A 25,956-nucleotide genomic window follows, 5' to 3' on the forward strand; every position below is an offset into this window, starting at 1 on the left:
TGCACGGGGGGGTGAGACTGTTCGCGCATGTTCATTATACTTTGGCGGCGCCTGGGTGACAAGGTAGGGCGTGGGGTGCGGCAGGAGCAACGGGCCTATGGGATGCGTGCCGGCTCAGGCAGAATTCCCATTCAGCGTGCCCTTCGCCCTGCGCCGTTGCCCCACAGCCCGCGGAGCGAGGGACAGTCTGTAGCCTCAGGCGGAAGCAGCCGGATTGCCGCCGCGCGAGACAGCGGGACAGGTACCGAACAGGGCGCGCGGATGGTCTCGGCAGGTCGAGATGCGCTCGGGACGGCGATAGATGGCGCGCAGGTGGCTGCAGCGATGAAATGCACTTCGTGGGTGCTGTCTGATCTATCGGGGCTCCGCCTGACTTCTGGGGGAATGGGCTGCGCCCGGGCAAGCGGGCCAATGGGAGCGCGGAAAAAAGGGGGCGCAGGCATTGACAGGTGGGAGGGTTTGTGTCAATATTCGGGTGTCCTAACAGCGCAGGTCAGAAGTGACGCGAGCACAGGCTGGCTCGCTGAAAAGCGGCCAGCCATAATCGTGTGCCGGGACCAGATTGCGCAATATTTCACAAAGTCGCTATGCAAATGCAAGGTGAACGCTGATGGCGGATGTCACACTGACGATTGACGGCGTGACGGTGACGGTGCCGGAAGGCGCGACGATCATGGAGGCGGCGGACAAAGCCGGCATCCACATTCCGCGTCTGTGCTACCACCCTGAGCTGTCCATCGCGGGAGCTTGCCGGGTGTGCATCGTGGAAGTCGAGGGTATGCGGAACCTTCCCGCCTCGTGCTCTTACCCGGCTGCCGAGGGTATGGTCGTGCGGTCGCACAGCCCGGAAGTTCTCAGGCTGCGAAGGGATATTGTCGAGCTCCTCGTCGATAACCACCCGATGGACTGCAACACGTGCGAGCGCGACGGCAACTGCGAACTGCAGCGCCTTGCGAACGCGATGGGTATCCGCGAGCGCCTGTTCGCGGGAGATCGCAAACGCTACGCGAAGGACCTGACCGGGCCTTCGATTACCCGCGACCCGGAAAAATGCATCCTGTGTGGACGCTGCGTGCGCATGTGCGGGGAAATCCAGGAAGTCGCCGCCCTCGGGCAGGTCAACCGCGGATTCGATACGGTGGTCATGCCCGCCCACGACGCGCCGGCTGTGGACACGGTCTGCACCGGGTGTGGACAGTGCATCAACGTCTGCCCGACCGCGGCATTCCTTGAAGCGGATGCGACCAGCGAGCTGATGGCTGCCATCGAGGACCCGGATAAGATCGTAGTGGCCCAGATGGCACCCTCGGTGCGCGCGGCGATCGGCGAGTGCTTCGGTCTTGAGCCCGGCAAAGCCTGGGAGGGTGAGTGCTTCGCGGCAATGCGCCGGATGGGCATTGACGTGGTTTTCGACACCCAGTTCGCGGCAGACCTCACGATCATGGAGGAGGCCGCGGAGTTCGTGGAGCGTTTCAAGTCCGGGCACCTGCCGAACATCACCTCGTGCTGTCCGACGTGGGTGAAGTACTGCGAGCAGTTCCACCCGGACATGATGCAGTACCTGTCCTCGGCCAAGTCACCCATGAGCATGCAAGGCGCGGTTACCAAGACCTATTGGGCCGAGAAGATGGGCATCGATCCCCACCGGATCTTCTCGGTGGCCTTCATGTGCTGCACGTGCAAGAAATTCGAGGCAGAGCGTCCCGAGCTGTTCGTGGACGGTATGCCCGCTGTGGACAAGGTCTGTACTACTCGCGAGTTCGGCTGGCTCATGAAGCATATGGGCATTGACTTCCTGAACCTGCAGCCGGAAGAGCCGGATAACCCGATCGGGTCGTCCTCCGGCGCGGGCGTTATTTTCGGTGCCACCGGCGGCGTGACGGAAGCCGCCCTGCGCACAGCTTACTGGATGCTCTTTGATGAAGAATTGCCGGACGACGGCATCGATTTCTACGAGACCCGCGGTATTGACGGCGTACGCGAGGCGTGGCTTGATCTGAAAGGCAACAAGGTTCACATCGCCATCGCCAGCGGGCTTGGCAGCGCGAACAAGCTGCTGGATCGGCTCCGGGCCGGCGAGGAGTTCCATTGGATCGAGATCATGGGTTGCCCGGGCGGTTGCATCGGCGGCGGCGGACAGCCATACGCGGGCGCCAATGCCATCCCGTTGGACAAAGAGTTACTCAAGAAGCGGGCGAGCGCCCTGTACAATCTGGATGCCGAGCGGACCATCCGAAAGTCCCATCTCAATCCGGACATCCAGAAGCTCTATGCGGAATACCTCGGCAAACCGATGAGTGAGAAGGCTCACCATCTGCTTCACACGCATTACCACGCGCGGCTGCCCGTGGGCATCCGGCCGCAGGAGGCGCAGCACGAATAATGCGGTACCAACGCCAGATACTTGACACGCCTCAATGGTGGAAGGAACTGGATGAATACATTGAGGAACAGAAGCGGCGGAATCCGGGTCACGTCCAGAGCGGTCTGATCCAGGTCCTGCACCATGTGCAGAACAAGTTCGGCTACGTTCCCGAGAAGGCGATCAACCACGTTGCCCAGGCTTTGGGCGTCCCTTCGGTGTACGTTGAGGGCGTCGCCAGCTTCTACTCCTACTTCTCCCTGGAGCCCAAAGGCAACTACAGCATCAGCGTGTGTCTGGGGACCGCCTGCTACGTTCAGGGCAGCCAGGCAGTCCTGGACGAGTTCTGCCGGTTGCTCGATGTGAAGCCGGGAGGGACCACCGCGGACGGCTTGTTCACGCTCGCAGAGGCCCGCTGTCTGGGGGCCTGCGGTCAGGCGCCGGTTGTCATGGTGAATGAGCGCGTCCACGCCCGCGTGAAGCCGGAGGACGTTGCCGATATCATCGCGTACTATAACGCCGAGGCGCAGGCAAGCGCCGAGACGGTGGAAGCCTGAAGCCGATGCGAGACCTGTCCGGCTGAGCAGCGAAGATCAGCCAGGCGGCCGGCGGGAGCTCCGACTTCCGTCGCAGGTTACCGGCAAGGGATAGCCCGCTACCCGGAGAGAGAGAACAATGAGCGACCAGGCCAAGAAAATACTGATTGTTGACGACGACGTGGACTTCATCCAGGCCAACAAGGTGGCGCTGGAGTCCATGGGATTCGAGGTCATTACAGCCACGGACTCCAAGCAGGGCGTAGAGCTGGCCGAGCGGGAGAAACCCGACCTGATCACGCTGGACCTTATGATGGAGAAGATGTACTCGGGCTTTTCGGTGCTCGAGACCCTCCAGGCACATGAGGCGATTGCCGGCATCCCCATCATTATGATCTCGGCGGTTACCACCGAGACCGGATTCCGCGTGGATACGGACGGCGAGAAGCCCGAGTGGCTGGATGTGGTGGAGTTCGTACACAAACCGATCGACCCGGTCGATCTCGCCAAGAAAGTCGCAAGCATTCTAGAAGGAAAGAGTTGAGCACAGCGCTATGTCAGTGCTTGAAGGTCTGAACAAGCTGGTTGAGAAAGCCAAGCCTGTGGTCAAGCAGGTCCCTGACAAACCGCAGGTGCTCTTTGGCGTGGCCACGTGCGCTCTCGCCGCAGGCGCTCAGGACACGGAAAACGCAATGCTGGCGGCCCTCGAGGAAGCGGGCTTGACCGGCAAGGTGGACGTCGGCCACGTGGGTTGCGTCGGCGGCTGCTACCTGGAACCGCTGGTTGAGATCCGTGAGCCCGGGAAGGCGCCGCGGATGTACGTCAAAGTCGACGCGAAGATGGCGGCGGAAATCGTCAAGCGTGATCTCGTGGGCGGAGAGCCGATCACAGAGTGGCTCCTTGCCGGCGGCACGGCAGCCGAGCCGGTTGCACAGGACGACACACCTGAGATCATCAATCGGTTCACCCGCGAGTGGAGCCACCTGGACTATTTCCGGCGCCAGTTGCGCATCACGCTGCGCAATGTCGGAAGAGTGGATCCGGAATCTCTGGACGACTACCTCGCCGTGAGCGGGTACCAGGCTCTGGCCAAGGTCCTCGACGGAATGACCCCTGAGGACGTGATCGCGACCCTCAAGACCTCCGGTCTGCGTGGTCGCGGCGGCGCCGGATTTCCAACGGGTATGAAGTGGGATTTGACCCGCAAGGCCAAAGGTGATGAGAAGTTTTTCATCTGCAACGCTGATGAGGGCGACCCCGGCGCTTTCATGGATCGCAGCACCCTCGAGGGCGACCCGCACTCAGTCCTGGAAGCCATGATCATCGGTGGCTACGCAATCGGCGCGAGGCAGGGGTACATCTACGTGCGCGCCGAGTACCCGCTGGCAATCCGACGCCTCGAGATCGCCATCGACGCCGCGCGCAAGGCGGGTCTGCTGGGTGAGAACATCCTGGGTTCCGGCCACAGTTTCGACATTGAGTTGCGCCTTGGCGCCGGAGCGTTCGTGTGCGGTGAGGAGACCGCGCTTATAGCCTCCATCGAGGGCAAGCGCGGTATGCCCCGGCCTCGGCCCCCGTACCCCGCGGAAAGCGGCCTGTGGGGCAAGCCGACCTGCATCAACAATGTGGAGACGCTTGCCAGCATACCGGCGATTATCCTGCTGGGTGGTGAATGGTATGCGTCGGTAGGCACCGAGAAGTCCAAAGGCACCAAGGTCTTCGCACTGGCCGGGAACGTGCAGAACACCGGCCTCGTCGAGGTGCCCATGGGTATCAGCCTCCGCGAGGTCATCTTCGACATCGGCGGCGGGATTCCCGGTGGCCGCGAGTTCAAGGCTGCCCAAACCGGTGGACCGTCCGGCGGCTGTCTGCCGGCGTCCTCGCTGGACACACCTATCGACTACGACTCGTTGCGCGAGGCCGGCTCGATCATGGGTTCCGGTGGTCTCATCGTCATGGATGACAGGAACTGCATGGTGGACATCGCCAAGTTCTTCCTGACCTTCACCCGGGACGAAAGCTGCGGCAAGTGCACCCCGTGTCGCGAGGGCACCAAGCGCATGCTGGATATTCTCGAACGGATCACCAACGGCGAGGGTGAGGAGAGGGACTTCGAGCGCCTGAAGCGCCTGTCCGACGTGTGCAGCCGTGGGGCCCTGTGCGGGCTGGGGCAGACTGCGCCGAACCCGGTGAGCAGCACACTGAGGCACTTCCGCGACGAGTACGAAGCCCACATCAAGGACCGGACCTGTCCGGCTCATGTCTGCCAGGCGCTTGTCCAGTACACGATTGACGTCGAGAAATGCATCGGCTGCGGTCTTTGCCGCCGGGCATGCCCGGTGCAGTGCATCAGTGGTGAGCCGAGGAAGCCGCACTTCATCGACCAGGACCGCTGCATCCGGTGTGGCGCCTGCTTCCAGGCCTGCAAGTTCGATGCTGTCGTGAGGGGATAGAAACGCTGATGGCTGAACTTCGGGAGCCCGGCGAGTGAGGTGGGAGGAATGACCACCAAAGCGAAGGAGCGCGGGCTGGAGGTAGTCTTCTGCGAGAGTGAAGGCCATGAGAGAGGCTATCTGGACGCGTGCGAGACGTGCTCCGGCTGGGACATACGGTACGTCGAGGAGACTGTGAACGAGCTGCCGGATGAAGTGCGCGAGGCGGTGTCGGTCCTGTCGTGCTTCATCCGGTCGCGCGTCGATCGGGAGTTCATTGAGACCTGCCCAAACCTGAAGCTGGTGGCGACACGGTCCGCGGGCTATGACCACATCGACCTGAAGGCCTGCGGCGAACGCGGCATTACAGTCTGTAATGTCCCGCAGTACGGCGAGAACACGGTAGCGGAACACACCCTGGGCCTCATTCTCGCGCTTTCAAGGCATGTCTATGAGGGCGTGGACAGGGTCAAACGGGGAAGCCTGGGGCTGGATGGACTGCTCGGGTTCGACCTTCATGGCAAGACTCTGGGCGTCATCGGCGCAGGTCGTATCGGCCTGCGGGTCGCGCGGTTCGGTGTCGCCCTGAATATGCGCGTGCTTGCGTACGACGTGCGGCCCAATGACCTGTTGGCGGAAGTCGTGGGATTTGAGTACCGGGAGCTGGACGAACTGCTGAGCGAGTCAGACGTGGTCAGCGTGCACGTGCCGCTCATGCCGGCGACGCACCACCTGCTCAACGCCGAGCGTCTGGCACTGATGAAGCCCACCGCGGTGCTTGTGAATACGTCGCGCGGAGGCATCATCGACAGCCGCGCGTTGCTGGACGCACTGAACCAGGAGCGCCTTGCGGCCGCGGCTTTGGACGTCCTCGAGAACGAGGATGTCATCACGGAGGACCGTGTCCTGACCCGAGACCTGTCGTTGGAAAAGCTCCGGCTTGCGGTTGAATCCTACCAGCTCATCCACCACCCACGAGTGTTGGTGACACCGCACATGGCTTTCTACAGCCAGGAGGCGCTGCAGCGGATCTTGACCACCACTGTCGAGAACATCGCCGGGTTCGCCGCGGGCTCACCTGTGAATGTGGTGGCGCCACCTGCCTGAGAGTGTGCGGAACGGCACGGCCGGGCAGAGGCTGTCTGTTGTCGCAGATCGTACCAGCGGTTTGTTATCGAAGCACGGGACCGTTGCCACGCAAACTCTGGAGCAGAGTGACGATGAGAGCGCCGATCGATGGCGCAATTAGCCAAGAGATGCTGAGGGCGCGCTACGGTGCGACTGCATCGGAATCACGCCCTCATGAGCCGGGCTTCCACCACATACTCGTGGTTGACGATGAGGCGGGAATCCGCGACGGCAGCAAGCGCATCCTCACCGCCGAAGGCCACGTGGTCCTGCTTGCAGCGTCGGGCGAAGAGGGACTGAAGATCCTAGAAGCCAACCCGGATACCGATGTGGCCCTGGTTGACCTGAACATGCCCGGCATAGACGGGCTGGAGTTCCTCAGCCGGGCCGCCGAGGTCGCCCCTGAAACAATCTGCGTTGTGGTTGCCGAGTATGCCTCTTTGGATACCGCCATCGAGAGCACGAAGCGCGGTGCCTACGACATCCTCACCAAACCCTTCACCTCTGACCAGCTTGTGCGCGCCGTCAATAAGGCTCTCGCGGGCGCTCACCTGCTCCGCGAGCGCAATCGTGTGCAGGAGCAGAAAGACCTGCGCATGCTTGAGGTGGCCACGGAGCAGTCACGCCTGCGCACGATCATCAACTGCATGAATGACGGGGTGATCGTGTGCAACGCCGAGCGCAAGCTGGTCCTCTATAATCCGGCGGCGCTACGGGTGCTCACGAATGTCGATCCGGGGCAGTGCGTGCTGGAGCTGTCCGACGCTATCCGTCACGAAGAACTGGTGAGCATGATCAACCAGGCGTCGGCTGACCATAACCGCCTGTCACGCGAGATCGAGCTCCAGAACGGCAACTCGAGTCACTGGCTGCTGGCGGACGTTGCCCCCGTCGCGGACGAGCGGTCGGGGCAGTTCATGGGCACCGTGACGGTATTGCGGGACATCACGGAGATCAAGAAGGTCGAGGAACTCAAGGCCCAGTTCGTCAACATGGTGGCGCACGAATTGCGGGCTCCTCTGTCGGCGGTGAGTGGCTACCTGTCGGTCATGCTCGAGGGCATGGTCGCCGATCCGGCCAAGCAGCGCGAGATGCTGAGCCGCTCCAACGAGCGCATCAAAGCCCTTCTTGATCTGGTGACTGACCTGCTGCATGTGTCCCGCATGGAAGCGGGCACGGTGAGCCGGACTATCACCGGCCAACAGATCCCGGAACTGCTGCGCGATGTCGCGGCTCTCATGCAGCCCCTGGCCGATGAGAGGAAGGTAACGATCTCCGTCAGCGCTCCGAAGGAACTGCCGCGGGTTGAGGCCGACCGCGAAGAGCTCATACGCCTGTTCAACAATCTGGTCAGCAACGCGATCAAGTACAACCGCGAGGGCGGTGCCGTTATTCTCCAGGCTGCGCAGGACGGGCCTTACGTTCGGGTCTCGGTTCAGGATACCGGTATCGGCATCAGCAAGGAAGGCCTGGAACGGTTGTTCACCGAGTTCTTCCGCGAGAAGCGGCCGGAGACGGCGTACGTCACCGGCACGGGTCTCGGTCTGAGTATCGTCAAGCGCGTGGTAGACTTCTACCACGGGAAGATCAAAGCGACCTCGGAGCTCGGACAGGGCTCCACCTTTACCGTCTGGCTCCCCTTCAAATTCGAACCGGAGCACGCCTCACTCGACGGGTCAACAGGAGAGGCCCCGTGACCCCTGCTTTGGAAATGCCCGATCTGATGAGTTCTGAGCTGACACCCGCCGACCTCGTCCCTCTGATCAGGGCGCGGGGCGAGCAGGCCGAGGCGCTTCATGACCGCGCTGACCAATTGCGCCGGGAGACAGTGGGCGACGCGGTTCACCTTCGCGGGATCATCGAGTTCTCCAGCTACTGCCGCTGCCACTGCAAGTACTGCGGTCTGCGCGCGGACAATGCAGCCGCAGGGCGCTACCGACTCACCCCCGATGAAGTCCTTGAGGCCTCCCAGGTGGTCTGTGCCATGGGGTTCGGCACGGTTGTGCTCCAATCGGGCGAGGACCCGTGGTGGACCGCGGAGCGTCTCGCAGAGGTGATCGTGCGCATCAAGCGGGACACCGGGCTGGCCATCACGCTTTCCGTGGGCGAACGGGACGAGGAGGACTACCGCATCTGGCGTGAGGCGGGCGCGGACCGCTATCTCCTGCGCCATGAGACCGCAGACCCCGAGCTTTACGCGCGGCTGCATCCAGGCGCAAGCTTCGAAGCCCGGGTGCATTGCATGCATATGCTGCGCGATCTGGGCTACCAGGTGGGCGCGGGAAGCATCGTCGGTCTGCCAGGGCAGAGCTGGGAAGCGCTGGGTCTCGACCTGCTTTTCATGCGAGACATGCAGTTCCACATGGGCAGCGTGGGCCCACTCGTGCCTCATCCCGGCACGCCGTTGGGGGAGGAACCTGTGGGAGACACTCAGACGGTGCTGAACATGATGGCCCTGCTACGGCTGATGATCCCGGACATCATGCTCCCTTCAACGACCTCGCTGGAGACCGCGCTGGAAGGTGGAAGACTGTGGGGCCTGCGCTGCGGGGCGAATGTGATCATGCCCAACCTGACACCACGGTCGGTTGCGGCGAAGTACGAGATCTACCCGGGGAAGAAAGCTCCCTGGATCACGCTGGAAGATGAAGTCGGCCGCGCCATGGCGCTCATCCGCAAGGCCGGCCGTGTTGTGGGAACGGGTCCCGGCCACAGTCCCCGTGCGTAAACTGCGGATGGTGTACTGGCGGAAACAGTCCACAGCCTCCAGCTGAATCGACGCGATACCCCAATCAAGGCCTGGAGAAGACCTGAATCATGAGCAAGCAGCCCGTCACCGCTGTGATCATCGGCGCCGGACACCGGTCGATGCTGTACGCCTCCTATGCCCTGCGCCATCCCGATGAGATGAAAATCGTGGCGGTGGCCGAGCCCGACGAAGTCCGTCGGCGGAAGGCCGCGGAGGCCCACGGAATCCCACCTGAGCGCTGCTTCCTGACCGCGGAGGAACTCGCCGCACAGCCGCGCATGGCCGATGCGGCAATCAATGGCACCATGGACCTGCATCATGTACCGACGACCCTGCCACTGCTGGAGGCGGGCTACCACGTGCTCCTTGAGAAGCCGATCTGCCCGAATGCTGCGGAATTGATGCAGCTTCTGCGCGCCACACAGGAGACCGGCCTGCATCTCATGATCGGGCACGTCCTGCGATACGCGCCCTTCTACGTGCAGCTCAAGCAACGGGTGCTCGAGGGCGCCGTCGGCCGGATCATCAGCATGCAGACCGTGGAGAACGTGAGCTACCATCATATGGCCACTGCCTTCGTGCGTGGGAAGTGGAACCGGCGGGACACCTCCAACCCCATGCTCCTGGCCAAGTGCTGCCACGATCTAGACCTGATCTGCTGGTATATGAGCGGGGTGGATCCGTGTACGGTTGCGAGCCTGGGGGGCCGTAGTTTCTTCCGCGAAGAGTGCGCTCCCGAGGGGGCCACGGACCGGTGCCTCAACGGTTGTCCGCTGGAGGAAAACTGCACTTACTCGGCAGAGACCATGTACCTGGAACAGCGCTTCTGGCCCACCTACGCCTGGGAGGGCATCGAGCACGTGGACAATCCCAGCGACGAGTATAAGGCCGAGTCGCTGAAAACCACGAACCCCTACGGGCGCTGCGTCTGGCGCTGCGACAATGACGTTGTGGACCATCAGGGCGTGCTGATCCAGTTCGGCGACGGCTGTGTCGCATCCCACAGCCTGAACACCGGCACCGCCCGGCCTTGCCGCTCGATACACATCCTGGGAACCGAGGGCGAGCTCCAGGGCGTCATGGAAGAAGGAAAGTTCGTGATCCGCAGGCCAGACACCCGGCCCGGTCACGAGTTTTCTGAGGAGAGTGTGGACCTGGCGGTCTCCGGCGCCATGCACGGTGGGGGCGACCTGCGGCTGGTGAGCGATTTCGTGCGGGTTGTGCAGGGCGAAGAACCGTCGATCTCATGCACGAATGTGATGGACTCTGTGAACGGCCATCTGGTGGCTTTCGCAGCGGACATTTCAATGCTTGAGCAGCGCATGGTCGCGATCCAGGAGTTGCGGGAATCGACCGTTGCATGACAGATAACCGAGCTATATAATCACGTCAACTGAGCGCCGACCGCGAAGGTGGTGAGTTGTCGTGTCGGAGGAGACAAGGACGGAGCGAGATTTGCTGGGCGAGATGGAGATCCCGGCAGACGCTTACTACGGCATTCACGCGGCGCGTGCGCTTGAGAACTTTCCGTTGCTGGGACAGCCGGTGCACCCTGCGCTGATTGAGTGCCTGGCGCTCACCAAGAAGGCCTGCGCTCTTGCTAACATGCGGGCCGGAGTACTGGAAGAGCGAATTGGCCAGGCCATCTGCGCGGCCTGTGATGAGATTGTCGCTGGTAAGTTGCACGACCAGTTCATCGTCGATGCGCTCCAGGGGGGCGCCGGCACATCCAGCAACATGAACGCCAACGAGGTCATCGCGAACCGCGCGATCGAACTGCTCGGCGGCACCAAGGGCGATTACTCCCTCGTTCACCCCAACGACCACGTGAATCTGTCGCAGTCCACGAACGACGTCTTCCCCACGGCTGTGAAGGTCGCGGCGATCAAGCTGCTACGACCGTTGAGCCAGGCGATGAGCGACCTCCAGGGGGCGCTGCAGCAGAAGGAGAGGCAGTTCGCGGCGATTGTAAAGCTGGGCCGCACGGAGATGCAGGATGCGGTGCCTGTGACAGTGGGGCAGGAGTTTGCGGCATGGGCTCAGGCCATCCAGCGAGACTGGTGGCGGCTTTACAAGGTGGAGGAGCGCCTGCGCCAGGTGAACCTGGGGGGGACAGCGATCGGGACCGGGCTGAACGCGCCCCTACGGTATGTTTACTCCGCGGTCGATTATCTGCGCGACTTCACCGGCTTCGGACTTGCGCGGGCCGAGAACCTCATAGACTGCACCCAGAACTGTGACGTATTTGTGGAAGTCTCAGGGCTGCTCAAGGCTGCCGCGGTGGATCTTGCCAAGATCGCGGCAGACCTGCGCCTGCTGTCCTCCGGGCCGAAAGGCGGGTTCGGGGAATTCCGGCTGCCTCCCCGGCAGGCGGGCTCGTCCATCATGCCCGGAAAAATCAACCCGGTGATCACCGAAGCGGTGACGCAGGCCGCTTACCAGGTGGTTGCAAACGACAGCGCAATCACTCTGGCGGCGCAGGCCGGGCAACTGGAACTGAACGCATTCATCCCGCTGATCGCCCACAACCTGTTCCAGTCGCTGGACCTTCTCACTCGTGCGGCGCTGATGCTCAAGGACAAGTGCATTCTGGGCATCGAGGTGGACGAGGAGCATTGCCGTGAGCTGCTGGAGCGCAGCGCGGCGCTGGCCACTGCGATGGCGCCTTACATCGGCTACGACGAGGCCTCGCGTGTCGCGAAGACGGCGTTGGCAGAGAACCTGACCGTGCCGGAGGTCCTTCTGCGCGAGGGCCTTGTCACAGAAGAGAAACTCGCTGACATGCTGCGGCCCGAACAGCTGACAACACCGGGCATCGCCGGAGACAAGAGACGACGGGAAACGTAGGTGACCTGACGTGACCAGTATGAACCAAACGCCCAGCAGCGAGCGGCTGCACATCGCCATCTTCGGGCGGCGGAATGCAGGGAAGTCCAGCCTGATCAACGCGCTGACCCGGCAGGAAGCAGCCATTGTCTCCGCTGTCCCGGGGACTACCACAGACCCGGTGCGAAAGTCCATGGAGATCCTGCCCATCGGGCCGGTTGTCATCGTGGACACCGCGGGGATCGACGATGTGGGAGAACTTGGCGAGAAGCGCATCCGGATGACCATGCGCATTCTCGACCAGACTAATCTGGCGCTGCTGGTGCTGGATCAGGAGCAGTCTATCGACGGCTACGAGGAGGAACTCCTCGAGCATTTCCGAAAACGCGAGACGGACGTGATTGCGGTCGCAAACAAGATCGACTCGAATCCCGACTACTCCCGGGCGAAAGAGTGGGCCAAGTCCCGCGGCGTCCCCTTCGCGGCCGTGAGCGCGATGACAGGTGAAGGCATTGAGGACCTCAAGCGCCTCATGGCCGATGTGGCGCCTGAGAACTTCTTTCAGCCTGCGATCATCGGCGATCTGCTCAATCCGGGCGACATCGCGATCCTGGTTATTCCGGTGGACAAGGCCGCGCCCAAAGGCCGCCTGATCCTGCCGCAGGTCATGACACTGCGCGACGCCATTGACCATGACGCCTACGCCATGGTGGTCAAAGAGCGGGAACTGCGGGATGCTATCGGGAGCCTGAACAAGAAGCCGAAAATCGTGGTGACGGATTCGCAGGCGGTCCTGAAGGCTTCGGCCGACACCCCGCGCGACATCCCCTTCACCACCTTCAGCATCCTGTTCGCGCGCTACAAAGGAGACCTGGAGATGCTCGCGAAGGGTGCGAAAGCGCTGCGCAAGATCAAGCCCGGCGCGAAGGTACTTATCGCCGAGGGCTGCACGCACCATCCGGTGCCCGACGACATTGGGCAGGTGCAGATTCCGCGCTGGCTGCGGCAATATGCGGGTGGCGAGATCCAGTTCGACTATGTTTCCGGGGGCGATTTCCCCGCGAACCTTGCCGAATATGACCTCGTGGTGCATTGCGGGGCGTGCATGCTGAACCGCCAGGAGATGTTGGCGCGCCTGGGACGGGCCGAAGAATTGGGTATCCCGATCATCAACTACGGTGTGTTCCTCTGCTTCGTGCACGGTGTATTGGAACGGGCCCTGGAGCCGTTCCCCCTGGCAAGATTGGCCTTCGAAGAAGACTGACCGAGGCGCCGCGCTATCTCCGATATCCCTCCCTGCCGCCGCGGCATGGAGGGATATCGCCGTTCTGGGTGGAAACTTCCGATGCAGATCACTCACATGAGGTGAGCATGATGCAATGGCTTTGCCTGGCGGCTACACTCGTGGCATCGGTAGCCCTGGCCGCGCTTCAGAACGGGGACTTCGAACAGGGGCTCGCAGGGTGGTCCACCAATCACACCTGGTACGAGCAGCCCAAAGGCGCCGGGATGAGCGCTATTGATGTGGTGGATGGTGAAGGGCGCGGCGGCAGCAAGGCCCTTCGAATCACCGGGAAGGGGAACCGCGGGATCGCCATGCAGGTCTTCCCAGCCCGCCCGGGACGCTACCGGATCGCGGGCTGGATCCGCACCGAGAACCTGGGGGATGCAAGCGCCCAGATTCTCGCAGAGTGGATGGACAAGGAAAACAAGTGGATGAGCGGCTCGCCCGCCGGCGCTGTGACCGGCACCACCGACTGGCAGTGGATCGAGGCCACGGTGGACGCTCCGGCGGGCACACGTTCTGTGCATTTCGACCTCCTGGTGGGTGCCCCGAACTCGGGCACAGCCTGGTTCGATGACGTGGTCTTCGAGCGCGTGAAGTCCGGCTTCCCACCGCCGAACCCGCCGAACATCAAGGCGGATACGCCCGCGGGAGGGGATGGCTGCCTGCGCGTGACGTGGGACCCCGCGACATTGGGGCAGGGCGTGACCACGGTGCACGTTTTCTGCGAGGAAGACGGGTTCGGTGACGCGGGAACGGCAGTCCCCCGGGCTGCGTTTGATGCCGAAGCAGGCGAAGGCCTTATCCACTCTCTCGACAATGGCGTCCGGTACGAACTTGCCGCGACCTGCATGAATGGCGACGGTGACACGTCGCCAATGGGACCGCGTGTCACTGCGACCCCCGCCGATCTTCAGGCTCCCCGCCCGGGTTGGCTCCAGGTGATTGCGACAGTTGCCGGCAGGGCGAGAATCCGCTGGTGGCCGCACACACTTGAGTTCGATCTTGCGCGGCTGCACGTGATGGCCCGCGCGGATGCGACATCGGCGCCTGTGGGCCTGGAGGTGCGGGAGTTGGCGGACGTGCTGGCGCTGGACCGGCCCTTCTACTGCACAGAGCCCTGGGTGGAGCTGGAGGTCGCGTTTCCTGAAGGTGCGCGCGAGGTCGGCGTGTCCTGCGAGGATACCAGCGGCAATCGCGGGGAAGCAGTGTGGGCGGCTCCCTCTGCTCCCGCGAATCTCGCCGCTCAAGCTCCCTGCGCGCTGTGGACTGCGCCGGCCACGGAGCAACTGCCGGTGGATGCGCCGGCGCCTGCCGAGGGTGAGACCGGGTTCGACCTGCTCCTCATGCGCGGCCAGGCCAAGGGTTTCCAGGTGATGCTCAGACCTGAGCAGGCGCTCGAGGGCGTTCGGGTGGAGTTTGAGCCGCTCATGCAGGTGGGCGGCGACGGTGCGATCGATCCGCGCTGGCTGGCATGGCATTTCGTGGACTATGTGAAGATCGACATCAACTCCCGCGCGACGCCGCGCGAAGAATTGGTCTGGCCCGGTCCCGCTGAATACCCCGACGAGCTCGCCGATGACCTGGTCCGCGACTTGCAGCCGGGACGGCTGCAGCCGATCTATGTCCGGGTGACCGCGCCGCGGGGCGCCGCTCCGGGACAGTACCGGGGCAGGGGTTACGTGCGATCGGTACAGGGCAGCCGCGAGTTCGAGATCAGGATTGAAGTGTCGCCGGTTGAGCTTGCGGACAAGCCCAGACTTCAGTTCGTATACTGGGATTCATGGGACGATCCCTGCCGACAGTTCGGTGTCGAGCCGTATGCGGCGGACGGCTGGCGGGTGCTGGCCCGCCACGCTCAGCTCATGAAGGCACATCACCAGAATGTTTTCGTGGCCGCCTGGAGCCGGGTCCAGTCTTACCGCCTTGCAGACGGCCGGCTGGTGCATGACTTCCGGCTGTTCGATCGTTACCTGCGGACCCTCATGGAGAATGGCGTCGACCGGCGCATCTGCCTGAGCCACATGGGAAGCCGCACAACGGGCGAGTGGCAATGCCCGACCATGGGCTCCCATGGCCACGTGGTCACGGACCTGGCCAAAGGCGAGCAATTCCAGATGGACGTCATCGACCTGCTCCCGGCGCTCGAAAAGCACATCGAGGAAATCGGGCTCCTGGACCGGTTCACGGTTCACGTGGCCGACGAGCCTATCCCGGTGAACCTGGACAGCTACCGCGAGCTGTCGGCGCGAGTGAAGGCGGCGGCTCCCAGGCTGCCGCGGATAGATGCGGTGCATGTGCCGAACCTGGAAGGAGCGCTGGAGGTCTGGGTGCCGCAGCTCAACTACTTCGAGCAGTGGCTGGACCAGTACAAGGCGGCCCAGGCGGCGGGGAATGAGGTCTGGTTCTACGTGGCTTGGGTACCGCAGGGCAAACACCCCAACCGGATGATCGACAGTCATGCCATCAAGTCGCGGGTGCTTCACTGGCTCAATGCCATGTATGACACCGACGGCTACCTGCATTGGGCGCTGAACCGCTGGTCGATACCGCTGTCGTCGCTGGAGTCGCCCGGCGATCAATACATCTGCTGGCCGAGTCGCCTGTTCGTCTCGGATAGCTCCCTGCGTTATGAGGCAGAGCGCGAGGGCCTTGAGGACTGCGAGTTGATGTTCATGCTGATCGATGAACTGATGAAAGGCGGTCTCACCCGCGAGCAGGCGCTGGCGCAGGTGGTCGAGCTGGCAAGCCCCGGGGTGCGCGGGTTCCAGGACTACTCCCGCCAATGGGCGGACCTTGAGATGGCGCGCAAGGCGATGCTGGATCGTCTGGCCGGGGCTGGTCAGTGAAAAGTGGCCGGGACGCGTGGACGGATGGCGGCCGGATTTCAGCGACGAGAGCAGCAGCGGTTCTTGTGCTACCGCTGGTGGTGGCGATGAGCCTGCTGTCCGGATGCCAACCGCGCGGGACACCCCCGGCACCCGGGCTCGACCGGGTGCTTGACCCCGTGCCCGCGCGGGCTGTGCCTGACAGCGCCATGCGCTGGCTGGATGTCGCGGGCGCGCCCTATGGGGAAGCCTTCCGAACTCCGCGATTTTATGAGCCCACAGACCGCAGGTATGTGCGGGTGGAATGGGCTTCGCAGGCGGACACGTTCCGGGGCAGGATCGTCATGCGCGGTCTGAAGCCCAACTTCGCATACCAACTCAAGCTCATGGGACGGGCAGGCGTCATGCCCGGAGACCCGACGCCCGAGGCCCTTGCGAGCAGACGGCTCGGGGAACTGGGACGATGGTGGTCAGCCGTCGACGACTCGAATGTGGCCGACTGCAAACTGGAAGCGCGCCTGAGAGCCGGAGCAGATGTCCGCGGGTACCTTCTCTTCGATTTCCTGGTGACCGATCGCAACGGCGACTGTGTCCGCGAATTTGCTCTGGATAGCAGCTACCACGTGCTGTGGCGGTCGGATCAGCGGACGCGAGGTCGCACTGATTCGCCCTACCACGAGGTGCGGGTGGACCGGGGGCACTACGGGTACGCTTCGAGTGACACGCCTGCCCCGGAAACCGTCCGAGTGTTCGCTGAGAGGGAAGGGCAGCGCCCCAGGCCCGGCAACATCATCCTGCCACCCGGGGAGTACCCTGTGCTCATCAACATCACCGAAGAGAGCTTCCACGCGAACCAGAAGGTGCGGGTGCAGGACGGTGGTTTCTGGGCCCAGGTGCTGGAGGGCCCGGTGGATTTTGTCATCTCGCGCGCTGTACGGGAGCCGCAGACTTCAGCCGGTCGGAAGCCGAGTGCACCATGAGTAAGGCCGTGCAGCGGATGTTCGGGCAGATCCCGGCAACTTACGAGCTGACCAATACCGCGATGACGCTGGGGTTGGACCGAACCTGGCGCCGGGCAGCGGCGCGAATAGCGGTGGCCCACGGTGGAAGCAGCTGGCTGGACGTGTGCTGCGGAACCGGAGACATGACTTTGGAGCTGCGGCGCCAGGGCGGAAACGGCCCGGTCATCATCGGCGCAGATTTCGCGCTGCCCATGCTCCAACGGGGTAGACAACGTGCCGCCGGTCCAGGAACGGCGTTCGTCGCCGCAGACGCCACGCGCCTGCCCTTTGCGAAGGACCAATTCGACCTCGTGACGGTCTCCTTCGCGTCACGGAACCTGAACACCGGGCGGGAAGCGTTCAGGGCCGCCTGGAGTGAGATGGCCCGCGTGCTAAAGCCCGGCGGGGCGCTGGTGATTGTGGAGACCAGCCAGCCACCGAACCGGTTTGTGCGATGGGCCTATCACACCTTCGTGCGTCTCACAGTTCCCGCTCTCGGTCGGCTTATTTCCGGTTCGCGTGAGGCGTATGCGTATCTCGCCCACACGATTCCCCGGTTTCTCGGCGCCGATGAGTTCGCTGCAGTGCTGGGGGATTGCGGATTCTCAGACGTCACTTTCCACCGTATGACCTTTGGTGCGGTGGCCGTCCTCGTTGCGGTCAAGTAAGCCCCGGGCCACTGGGCGGAACCTCAGGAGTTGATGGCGCGTGTCGGACCAGACTGGACGTGTGGACAAAGTTCGCGTCGTGATGGTCGGTGCCGGGAGCATGGCCAATGCGGTGCACTACCCGTCACTGTCATCCTTCGAGGACGTTGAGATTGCCGCTGTATGCGACCTGAACCCGGAGCGGCTGGAGCAGACGGCGGAGAAGTGGGGCATCGCCGGGCGCTACCAGGACTATCGGAAGATGGTAGAGGAAGTCGCTCCTGACGCTGTTTACGCCATCGGACAGCCCGAGTACATGTTCGAAGTGTGGACGTGGTGCCTGCGGCAGGGGCTGAACCTGTACATCGAAAAGCCCATGGGGATCACGATCCACCAGGCGCGGGCCCTGGCGACGCTGGCCGAGCAGAATGGCTGCATCACCCAGGTGAGCTTCCAGCGCCGGACCTGCCCCATGGTAGTGCAGCTGCGCGACGAGTGCCTGAAGCGCGGCCCCATCACCCACGCGGTCTGCGAGTTCTACAAATGCGCGCCGGACCCGTATCTTGCGGCGAGGGATCACATGATGGATGACGGCGTCCATGCGATCGACACGCTGCGCTGGATGTGCGGCGGTGAGGTGACCGGCGTCCAGTCCGTCACCCGCCGGGTACTCACCCCGGACATCAACTTCATCGTCGCCACGCTCCGGTTTGACAATGGTGCGACCGGTGTGATGATCAACAGCTGGACCAGCGGCCGACGGATTTTCCGCGTCCAGATGCATGCCCCGGGCATCTGCGCTGAGGCGGAGCATGAGGGCAAGGGGTTCTTGTATGCGGACGGTGACACCACCGGCGTCACCTACGATACCCGCGAGGTATCGGGGAGCGATGAGTTGTTTGTCTATGGAGGCTTCCAGGCGAAGAACCGGGAGTTCATTGACTGCCTCAAAGAAAAACGCCAGCCGGGTTCGCACTTCGCCGATGCCGTGAAGACCATGGAAGTGGCCGAGATGATCCTGGCGCAAACGCTGACTGCCGAGTGGGACGAATCCCGGCGTGCCTGAGAGGGGACTGGATATGCTTAGGGCGGTCTGGATGCTGCTGTTGACCGCTGCCTGCGGGGCCTTCGCTCAAGACACCGCAAGTCTCACCATCGCGGACATGGATGCTACACCCGGCCAGTGGCGGAGCAAGTTCACCGGCCACAAAATGGTGGAGGTGGAGCGCGATGGCGCGGAGACGGGGGCATTGCAGCTGGACTTCGACCTGACTGCCGCCCCCCACTACGACTGGGTGCGCGCCGTGGTCTCACCCGGTGTCAAGCTGGAGCCGTACACCCACCTGAGCGTGCGGGTGTGGTCCGATGGCTGCGGGGCCCACGTTGCCCCGATGCTGATTCGCTCGGTGCCCGCGTCCGAGGGGAACCGGTCGGGAGAGGACGTCTACCCGGCGCAGAATCGGGCCATTGTGCTGGCACACCAGGGCTGGAAGCAGTTCAGCATCCCCCTGGGGGCGTTCACGACTGATGGCAAGCTGCCGGACGAGGTGCACCAGTTCAACTTCGCACTGTCGGGCGCCCGAACGCAGGTGAAGGGGCGACTCATGCTTGACGACTTGAGGCTGACGATGCAGCCGGAGGGAGAGATGCTTGAGGAATCGGTGGACTATCCGCCGGCGGATATTGCGATCAAAGATGAGGCGGAGTTTTTTGGGTTGATGGACCTCGACCGGCCGGGACTCGAAGCCGTGCGCGATGCCGTTGCGCGGCAGGATTGGGCGGCTGCGAAGGAGGCATGGGCCGCGCACCTTCAAACACGGACGACGCCGGTCTGGACGTGGTCGCGCAAAGACAAGGCGCGGATTCTGGAGGCATACGAGGCCCGGTTCGGTGGGACGGCGCAGTTCGCTCCCCGCGCCGATCGCGTGCTGGCGCGAGATTTCGACTGGCTCGGGGTCCGCAAGCAGCTTGAGAAGGATGTGGAATGGCTGCAGGGGCCGACGGAATGGACCCACGTGCTCAGCCGACACGGCTACTGGAAGGATCTGGGGTGCGCATACTGGGCAACGGGGGACGAGAAGTACGCGGAAGACTGGGTGTACATGCTCAAGGACTGGATCGCCGACAACCCCGTCCCGCGGATCCTCACCAATTCGCGGGGGACGCGGGGGACCGTGTGGCGCACGCTGGAGACCGGAATCCGCGGGGACTGCTGGTTTGACATGATGGAGCTGTTCATGGATGCGCCGGCCTTCGACGCGGAAGCCCGGTACCTGATGACGCGCTCTCTCGTGGAACATGCCCGGCATCTGCACCGGTACACGGTGGCTCTGCGGATGGGCAACTGGCAGGTGGTGGAGTGCACCGGGCTGGCTGCAATCGGGATCATGCTCCCAGAGTTCCGGGAAGCAGACGGATGGCGCCGGCGTGCCTTTGAGTATCTGGCGTTGCATATGGAGAAGGACGTCTATCCCGACGGAGCACACTCCGAGCTGACGCCGGGATACCATGGCTGGGTGTTAGAACGGTTCCTGAAGGCCGCGCTGCTATGCGAGGCCAACGGGTACGAAGTGCCCGGGTTGCTGGAGCGCCACGAGCGGATGTTCGAGTTCCTCATGCACGTCAGCCGGCCGGACCGCCGCTACTGGGCGCTGGGAGACGCGGGGTCAGGCGGGGGGATCGAGAACATGATGGGCCTTGGTGCACTCCTGTACGGACGCCAGGACATGCGGTTCTTGGGCAGCAAGGATATCCAGGCGGGCTGGCTGTGGCTTTTCCCGCAGGAGCAGCTGGACCAGTATGCGACCATCGAAGCACGGGAGCCCGAGTTCACCTCGGCCATGCTTCCGTATGCGAAGTACTGCGTCATGCGCACTGGTTGGGAGCGCGAAGACCGCGCGCTGTTGTTCGACTGTGCGCCCTGGGGCGGGGGACACAGCCACCAGGACCGGCTCCAGGTCCTCTTGTATGCAGGACGCGACCTGCTCATCGACCCCGGCATCTACAGCTACGATCAGCCCCTGTCGGGCAGTTACTTCCGCAAGGGAGTGGCGCACAACATCCTTACCATTGACGGAAAAGAGCAGATACAGGCGGATCCGGAGTTGCTGTCCTGGCAAGTGACGCACGAATTCGACCTCGCGGCCGGCAGGATTGAGCGGGACGGTCTGTCGCACCAGCGGACGGTGGTGTTCGTGAAGCCCGACTTCTGGCTTGTAGTCGATCACGTCGGTGGTGAGGGCGCACATGACCTGGTCCGCCAGTTCCACCTGCCGAAGGGCGATGTTGAGACATCTGAGCGCGGGTTCCGCACGAGCTTCCCGGACCATAATGTGTGGGTCGCCAGTAACAGCGGCGCGCTTGAGATGACCGAGGGATGGATCCCTAATTCGGGTTCCACCGCCGAGACGGCTCCGGTGGCCGTTTTCCGAGATCAAGCCACGCTCCCGGCCACCCTCGGCACGGTGATCGTGCCCTTCACCGAGGCATCCGAGCTGCCGAAAGTGGAGTGGGTGCGACTGGAAGAGGGAGCCCTCGCGGTTACGCTCGCCTGGCCGGACGGGCAGAAGGACACGGTCGCAGTGGCGCAGGATCCGGGCGAGATGCACATCGGGGAACACAGCGGGCAGGGCCGGGCCATTTGCGTGCGGACTGGACCACGAAGCACGGCGGCAGCGGTGCTGGACGGGCTGAACGTGGCTGGACCCAGATGACGAAAACACGCCGGCGCGGATTGTCGCCTGCCCGCGCCGGCGTGATGATCAGGAACTCGCGCTACTTCAGGAACAGCTCGACCACGGGGATGGTCACTGGCGGCTTGGTGATGGGCAGGTCCAGTGTCAGGGTGTCGCCCGCGCCGCCCTCGATGCTTGCCTGGTGCTCGTGGGGCGTGTGGAAGAACACCTCGGACGCGTCGTTCAACAGTTGCGCGTAGGCCACACGCTCCCTGTATGCGCCGTCCAGGTGAAGCTGCTTGATGGGCCAGTTGAGGATGTGGACGTACAGCCGGTTGGTCTGCGGGTTGTAGGTGAGGCGGCAGTCGTTGGGCGTCTTGAACTCGGCGGGCGCCTGGGTGCAGCCGTAGATCGCCCGGCCGTGACGCTTCATCCACTCTCCCATTCCGGCCAGTCTGTCCAGCGCGCGGTAGTCGAACTCGCCGCGACCGGTAGGCCCCACGTTGAGCAGCAGGTTGCCGCCCTTGCTCACCGTGTCGATGAGCATGGTGAGAAGCTGCTCCACGCTCTTCCAAGTGGCTTCGTCTCGGTGGTAGCCCCAGGAACCTGAGAACGTCTGGCAGGTCTCCCAGATTACCTTCTGTCCGTTGACGCGAACCCAGTCGCGGACCAGAAACTGCTCAGGGGTCTTGTAGTCCCAGCCGCCCTCGACGTCGTGCAGGTCGAGGCGGTCATTGACCAGAATCTTCGGCTGCAGTTCGCGCACCATTGCCAGAAGCTTCTCGCTCTGCCAGTCATCGCGGCCCTTGCCCACGCGGGTTTCGTTGGACGGGTAGCTGAAGTCAAAGAACAGCAAGTCCACTTGCCCGAACCGAGTGAGTAGTTCGCGAGTCTGGGCATGCAGGTACTCGGCATACTTCCTCTGGTCCCGGGTCTCGTTGAGCTTCTGGCGATCCGGGTGGTTGCGCATGGAGTGCAGGTCGTCGATGACAAAATGCGGGTGGTGCCAGTCGATGACCGAGTGGTAGAAACCGACCCTCAGACCGGCCCCACGGTAGGCCTCAACCATGGGCGCGATCAGGTCCTTGCCGTAGGGTGTGTTGGTGACCTTGTAGTCGGTCTGGTCGGTATCCCAGAGGCAGAAACCGTCGTGGTGTTTGGTGGTGACCACGAAGTACTTCATCCCTGCGTTGCTCGTGACCTTGGCCCAGAGTTCGGGGTCGTACAGGTCCGGGTCGAACCGCTCGAAGTATTTCTGATATGCTTCGTCGGGAATCTGCTCACGCTGCTTGACCCATTCATGGCGGGCCGGCAATGCGTACAGGCCCCAGTGGATGAATAGACCGAAACGGTCGTGAGTGAACCAGCTGCTGTCACCGACAGCCGGGCGTACGTCTGACATGGGAGTCCTCCCTGTTTGGCGATGCCTCCAACGGAGTTGGCCTCGGCTATGACCGGGCACACTGGATGTGTTTCGCCGGAGGGGGACGGGTGCCCTCCAGCGAATAGACTTCACAATCGCCCACCGGCCGCTGCCGGAACGGAAGGAGACGAGACGCCCTTGTCATCGATCACAGCTGCTGAAGTCAAGGCCTACGCCCGGGAGTTGGGCGCTGATGTGGTCGGCATCGCGTCTGCCGAACGCTGGGAAGGCGCGCCGATTCAGATGGACCCGCGGCAGATCATGCCTGAAGCGAAGTCGGTCATCGCCATGGCCTTCCGGGTCATGCGCGGGAGCCTGCGCGGGATTGAGGAAGGCACATTTTTCAGCAACTACTCGTCCATGGGATATGGCGGGCTGACCTACCTGTACATGCCCCTGGTGGTCATCAATCTCGCAAAGGCCATTGAAGACCACGGCTACGAGGCCATACCCTACGGCCACCAGAGCGACTGGCGGGCTGTGGATGGCAACGGCTTTCTGCGCGAGGGCTACAGCCGCGCCGTGGAGCCAGGTCGTGCGGAGCCCGATGTCATGGTCCACCTGCGTATCGCCGCCTATCTGGCGGGTCTGGGCGAGATTGGTTACAGCAAGGTGTTCCTGACCCCCGAGTTCGGCCCGCGCCAGCGCATCGGTATTGTTGTCACCGAGGCCGAACTGGAGCCAGACCCGATCTACGACGGGCCGCCGCTGTGCAACCGATGCATGGCGTGCGTGCGGGACTGTCCGGGGCAGGCGATCAGCGCCACGGAGACTGTGAAGGTGAATCTCGCCGGGCACGAGGTGGAGTGGGCGAAGCTGGACTGTGAGGCCTGTGACATCGCCTTCCGCGGGGGCAAGGTGGTGGATGAGGAAGGCATGGAAGGCGACTACACCGAGCCGATGTACGGCAAGCAGATCACCCGCAGTCAGTACACGCCTTTCTACCGCAAGCCGCGGAACCTGTACAACACAGGTCAGGCAATCTGCGGTGGCAGGGGCTGTATGCGCGCCTGCATGATCAGCCTGGAGTCCCGCGATGTGCTGAAGAACAAGTTCGAGAAGCCCTTCCGGCGGCGCAAGCCCTGGACGGTGGACTGGTCCCAGGAGCCGGTGCGCGGGGAGACCGGCCCTTCACACAAGGAAGCCGACTGAACGTGCGTTTCGCCATTGGATACCAACTGAGTGAAGAAGATGAAGAGCCGTTTCTTGACCTGGTCCGCGACTACCGGGAGCACATTGCGGAAGTCTACTTCCCCTGGGCGGACATGCCCTCGGGAAGAGCCCCTCTGACCACCCGACGGGGCTACACGGACTGGACCGCGCAGGGCCGGCTTGAGGACGACCTGCGGGCTCTGCGCGAGTTGGGCTTGAAGCTGGACATCCTCTTCAATGCAAATTGCTACGGACGCCACGCCGCCAGCACTTACCTGGAGAACCAGGTGGGATCGGTGCTCCAGCATCTCGAAGACATCGTGGGCGGGGTGGATACCGTCACCACGACATCGCTCACAGTGGCGCGAACGGTGAAGCAGTACTTTCCCCGGGTGGATGTTCGCGCGTCCGTGAACATGCGAATCGGCACGATCAAGGGGATGCAGTATCTCGCGGACCTGTTCGATAGCTTCCAGGTTCAGCGGGACTACAACCGGGACCTCGAGTACTTGCGGGAACTCAAGGACTGGGCTGATTCAGTGGGAAAGCGGCTGCACCTGCTGGCCAACAGCGGCTGCATGGCCTTCTGCTCAGGCCAGGTTTTCCACGACAACATGGTGGCGCATGAGGCAGAGATCGATGAGACCCGCAATATCGAGGGCTGGAACCCCCATGCCTGCTGGAACTACCTGCGGATCCGCGAACACTGGGTATCGATCCTGCAGAACACCTGGATTCGCCCTGAGGACCTGCACCACTACGAGGGCCTGTTCGACCAAGTGAAGCTGGCCACAAGAATGCACTCGCGACCGCGAATGGTGGTTCGCGCGTATGCGACCCGGAGGTTCCGGGGCAACCTGCTGGACCTGTTCGAACCGGGTTTCGCCCCGGCGCTTGCGCCGTATATCATCGACAATGAACGGTTCCCGGACGACTGGTTTGAGAGGACTTCCACCTGCTCGCGGCAGTGCCACAAGTGCGGGTACTGTGAGTCTGTTCTGGAACAAGTGCTGGTGAAGATGGAGGCCTGACCAGGCCGTCAGGCCTCGTAGCACGTCTGCACCCAGTCCCGCAATGTCCCCGGAAAGCGTGCGTGAGCAAGGCGCTCCTCGCCTTGCTGGTTCCCCCAGGAGTAGTAGATCACCGTCTCCCCCCGCCATTCCACGAAGTCGATGTCCGAGTTATTTATGTCCTCGCCCGGATCAGCGCGCAGGATGGGATTGGCCGGACAGTCCTGCCAGTGAAGCAGGTCCTGGGAGCGCGTGAGCCACGTCTCAAACCACCAGTCAGCCGTCGGCCGCTCCAGGTACCACATGTAGTAGAAACCGTCGATCCAGCGGATGCTCGGGCACGCTGTGTACCTGTCGGTTCCGTAGACTGCCCGGTCCACGGGGAGTTTGGTCCAGGTGCGCAGGTCGGCGGATGTGGCGAATTTGATGGTGAATGCGGGCCAGTGAGGGTCGTTGGTCTCGTAGGCCATCACGTATCGGTCAGCATCACGACAGACGGAGCAGTTGAAAAGAAGTTCGCCCTCGCCACGGATCGCGACCGACCGGCGCCAGGTCTTCAGGTCCGAGGACTCGAACAGGTGTATGTCGTCCTGCACCAGGCCGTCCTTCTCACCCAGGGTTGCATAGACGAAGACTCGGTCGTCAGCCACTAGGGGCACGCCGAAGGTGAACCCTTCGCCGAACTCGGCGAGGACTTCTCCGGTCTGGAACTCGGCGGCATCCTGGACATCCCGGGTTCCGTCGGCCAGCCGGCGGATGCGCAGGTAGTGGAGTCCTCCGCGGCTGTTGTCCGGAGTGCGCGGACGCACAGACTCGAAGATCAGCAGCTCACCCTTGTACTCAAAGGGCGAGACTTCGACCAGATGCATCTGCACCGTCCCCAGCTTTTCGATGCTTGGCATC

General features: G+C 63.1%; 19 protein-coding genes. 17 read left to right on the top strand and 2 right to left on the bottom strand.

The window, feature by feature from the left end; genetic code table 11:
- Window positions 1–610 precede the first annotated feature (610 nt).
- The 15 genes from HPY44_17810 (at window position 611) to HPY44_17880 (ending at window position 21,507) form a co-directional block, all read left to right on the top strand.
- Window positions 611–2,383 (top strand): iron hydrogenase small subunit, encoded by a 1,773-nt coding sequence (locus HPY44_17810; GenBank protein NSW57862.1) that lies wholly within the window; start codon window positions 611–613, stop codon window positions 2,381–2,383.
- Window positions 2,383–2,919, top strand: coding sequence for an NADH-quinone oxidoreductase subunit NuoE (nuoE, locus tag HPY44_17815; protein NSW57863.1), 537 nt, complete (start codon window positions 2,383–2,385; stop codon window positions 2,917–2,919). The genes HPY44_17810 and nuoE overlap by 1 nt, the downstream gene beginning before the upstream one ends.
- Before the next feature lie 118 nt (window positions 2,920–3,037).
- The gene (locus HPY44_17820) at window positions 3,038–3,442 is read left to right on the top strand and encodes a response regulator (GenBank protein NSW57864.1); all 405 of its coding nucleotides are present in this window, start codon (window positions 3,038–3,040) and stop codon (window positions 3,440–3,442) included.
- A 10-nt stretch (window positions 3,443–3,452) separates the two neighbouring features.
- On the top strand, window positions 3,453–5,351 hold the full coding sequence (nuoF, locus tag HPY44_17825) for an NADH-quinone oxidoreductase subunit NuoF (protein NSW57865.1): 1,899 nt from the start codon (window positions 3,453–3,455) through the stop codon (window positions 5,349–5,351).
- Between the two features lie 48 nt (window positions 5,352–5,399).
- The gene (locus tag HPY44_17830; GenBank protein NSW57866.1) at window positions 5,400–6,437 is read left to right on the top strand and encodes a hydroxyacid dehydrogenase; all 1,038 of its coding nucleotides are present in this window, start codon (window positions 5,400–5,402) and stop codon (window positions 6,435–6,437) included.
- 113 nt (window positions 6,438–6,550) lie between these two features.
- Window positions 6,551–8,155 (top strand): response regulator, encoded by a 1,605-nt coding sequence (locus HPY44_17835; protein NSW57867.1) that lies wholly within the window; start codon window positions 6,551–6,553, stop codon window positions 8,153–8,155.
- Between the two features lie 14 nt (window positions 8,156–8,169).
- The gene (gene hydE, locus HPY44_17840) at window positions 8,170–9,186 is read left to right on the top strand and encodes a [FeFe] hydrogenase H-cluster radical SAM maturase HydE (protein ID NSW57868.1); all 1,017 of its coding nucleotides are present in this window, start codon (window positions 8,170–8,172) and stop codon (window positions 9,184–9,186) included.
- A gap of 89 nt (window positions 9,187–9,275) precedes the next feature.
- Window positions 9,276–10,571: a Gfo/Idh/MocA family oxidoreductase gene (locus HPY44_17845; GenBank protein NSW57869.1), complete on the top strand. Its 1,296-nt coding sequence runs from the start codon at window positions 9,276–9,278 to the stop codon at window positions 10,569–10,571.
- 103 nt (window positions 10,572–10,674) lie between these two features.
- A complete protein-coding gene (locus HPY44_17850; protein NSW57870.1) occupies window positions 10,675–12,054 on the top strand; it encodes an aspartate ammonia-lyase in 1,380 nt (459 codons plus the stop codon).
- Between the two features lie 19 nt (window positions 12,055–12,073).
- On the top strand, window positions 12,074–13,297 hold the full coding sequence (gene hydF, locus HPY44_17855; GenBank protein NSW57871.1) for a [FeFe] hydrogenase H-cluster maturation GTPase HydF: 1,224 nt from the start codon (window positions 12,074–12,076) through the stop codon (window positions 13,295–13,297).
- Window positions 13,298–13,404: 107 nt separating this feature from the next.
- Entirely contained in the window at window positions 13,405–16,167 is a 2,763-nt protein-coding gene (locus tag HPY44_17860) for a DUF4091 domain-containing protein (GenBank protein ID NSW57872.1), read from the top strand.
- Between the two features lie 86 nt (window positions 16,168–16,253).
- A complete protein-coding gene (locus tag HPY44_17865) occupies window positions 16,254–17,126 on the top strand; it encodes a hypothetical protein (protein ID NSW57873.1) in 873 nt (290 codons plus the stop codon).
- Window positions 17,123–17,815: a ubiquinone/menaquinone biosynthesis methyltransferase gene (locus HPY44_17870; protein NSW57874.1), complete on the top strand. Its 693-nt coding sequence runs from the start codon at window positions 17,123–17,125 to the stop codon at window positions 17,813–17,815. Before HPY44_17865 ends, HPY44_17870 begins: the two co-directional genes overlap by 4 nt.
- Window positions 17,816–17,897: 82 nt before the next feature.
- Window positions 17,898–18,860 carry a Gfo/Idh/MocA family oxidoreductase gene (locus HPY44_17875; protein NSW57875.1) on the top strand — a complete coding sequence of 321 codons (963 nt, stop codon included), beginning with the start codon at window positions 17,898–17,900 and terminating at the stop codon, window positions 18,858–18,860.
- A 13-nt stretch (window positions 18,861–18,873) separates the two neighbouring features.
- Window positions 18,874–21,507: an alginate lyase family protein gene (locus HPY44_17880; GenBank protein ID NSW57876.1), complete on the top strand. Its 2,634-nt coding sequence runs from the start codon at window positions 18,874–18,876 to the stop codon at window positions 21,505–21,507.
- 61 nt (window positions 21,508–21,568) lie between these two features.
- On the opposite strand, the gene HPY44_17885 is transcribed toward HPY44_17880, so the two are convergent.
- Entirely contained in the window at window positions 21,569–22,870 is a 1,302-nt protein-coding gene (locus tag HPY44_17885; GenBank protein NSW57877.1) for an alpha-L-fucosidase, read from the bottom strand.
- 159 nt (window positions 22,871–23,029) lie between these two features.
- On the opposite strand from HPY44_17885, the gene HPY44_17890 reads away from it, so the two are divergent.
- Window positions 23,030–24,043, top strand: a complete 1,014-nt coding sequence (locus HPY44_17890; GenBank protein ID NSW57878.1) for an epoxyqueuosine reductase — start codon at window positions 23,030–23,032, stop codon at window positions 24,041–24,043.
- 2 nt (window positions 24,044–24,045) lie between these two features.
- A complete protein-coding gene (locus tag HPY44_17895) occupies window positions 24,046–25,074 on the top strand; it encodes a hypothetical protein (protein ID NSW57879.1) in 1,029 nt (342 codons plus the stop codon).
- Between the two features lie 8 nt (window positions 25,075–25,082).
- Here the strand turns inward: HPY44_17895 and HPY44_17900 are convergent, their stop codons facing one another.
- Window positions 25,083–25,955 carry a hypothetical protein gene (locus HPY44_17900; GenBank protein ID NSW57880.1) on the bottom strand — a complete coding sequence of 291 codons (873 nt, stop codon included), beginning with the start codon at window positions 25,953–25,955 and terminating at the stop codon, window positions 25,083–25,085.
- Window position 25,956 lies beyond the last annotated feature (1 nt).

It is taken from the genome of Armatimonadota bacterium (genome assembly GCA_013314775.1).
Classification (GTDB): Bacteria; Armatimonadota; Zipacnadia; order Zipacnadales; family JABUFB01; genus JABUFB01.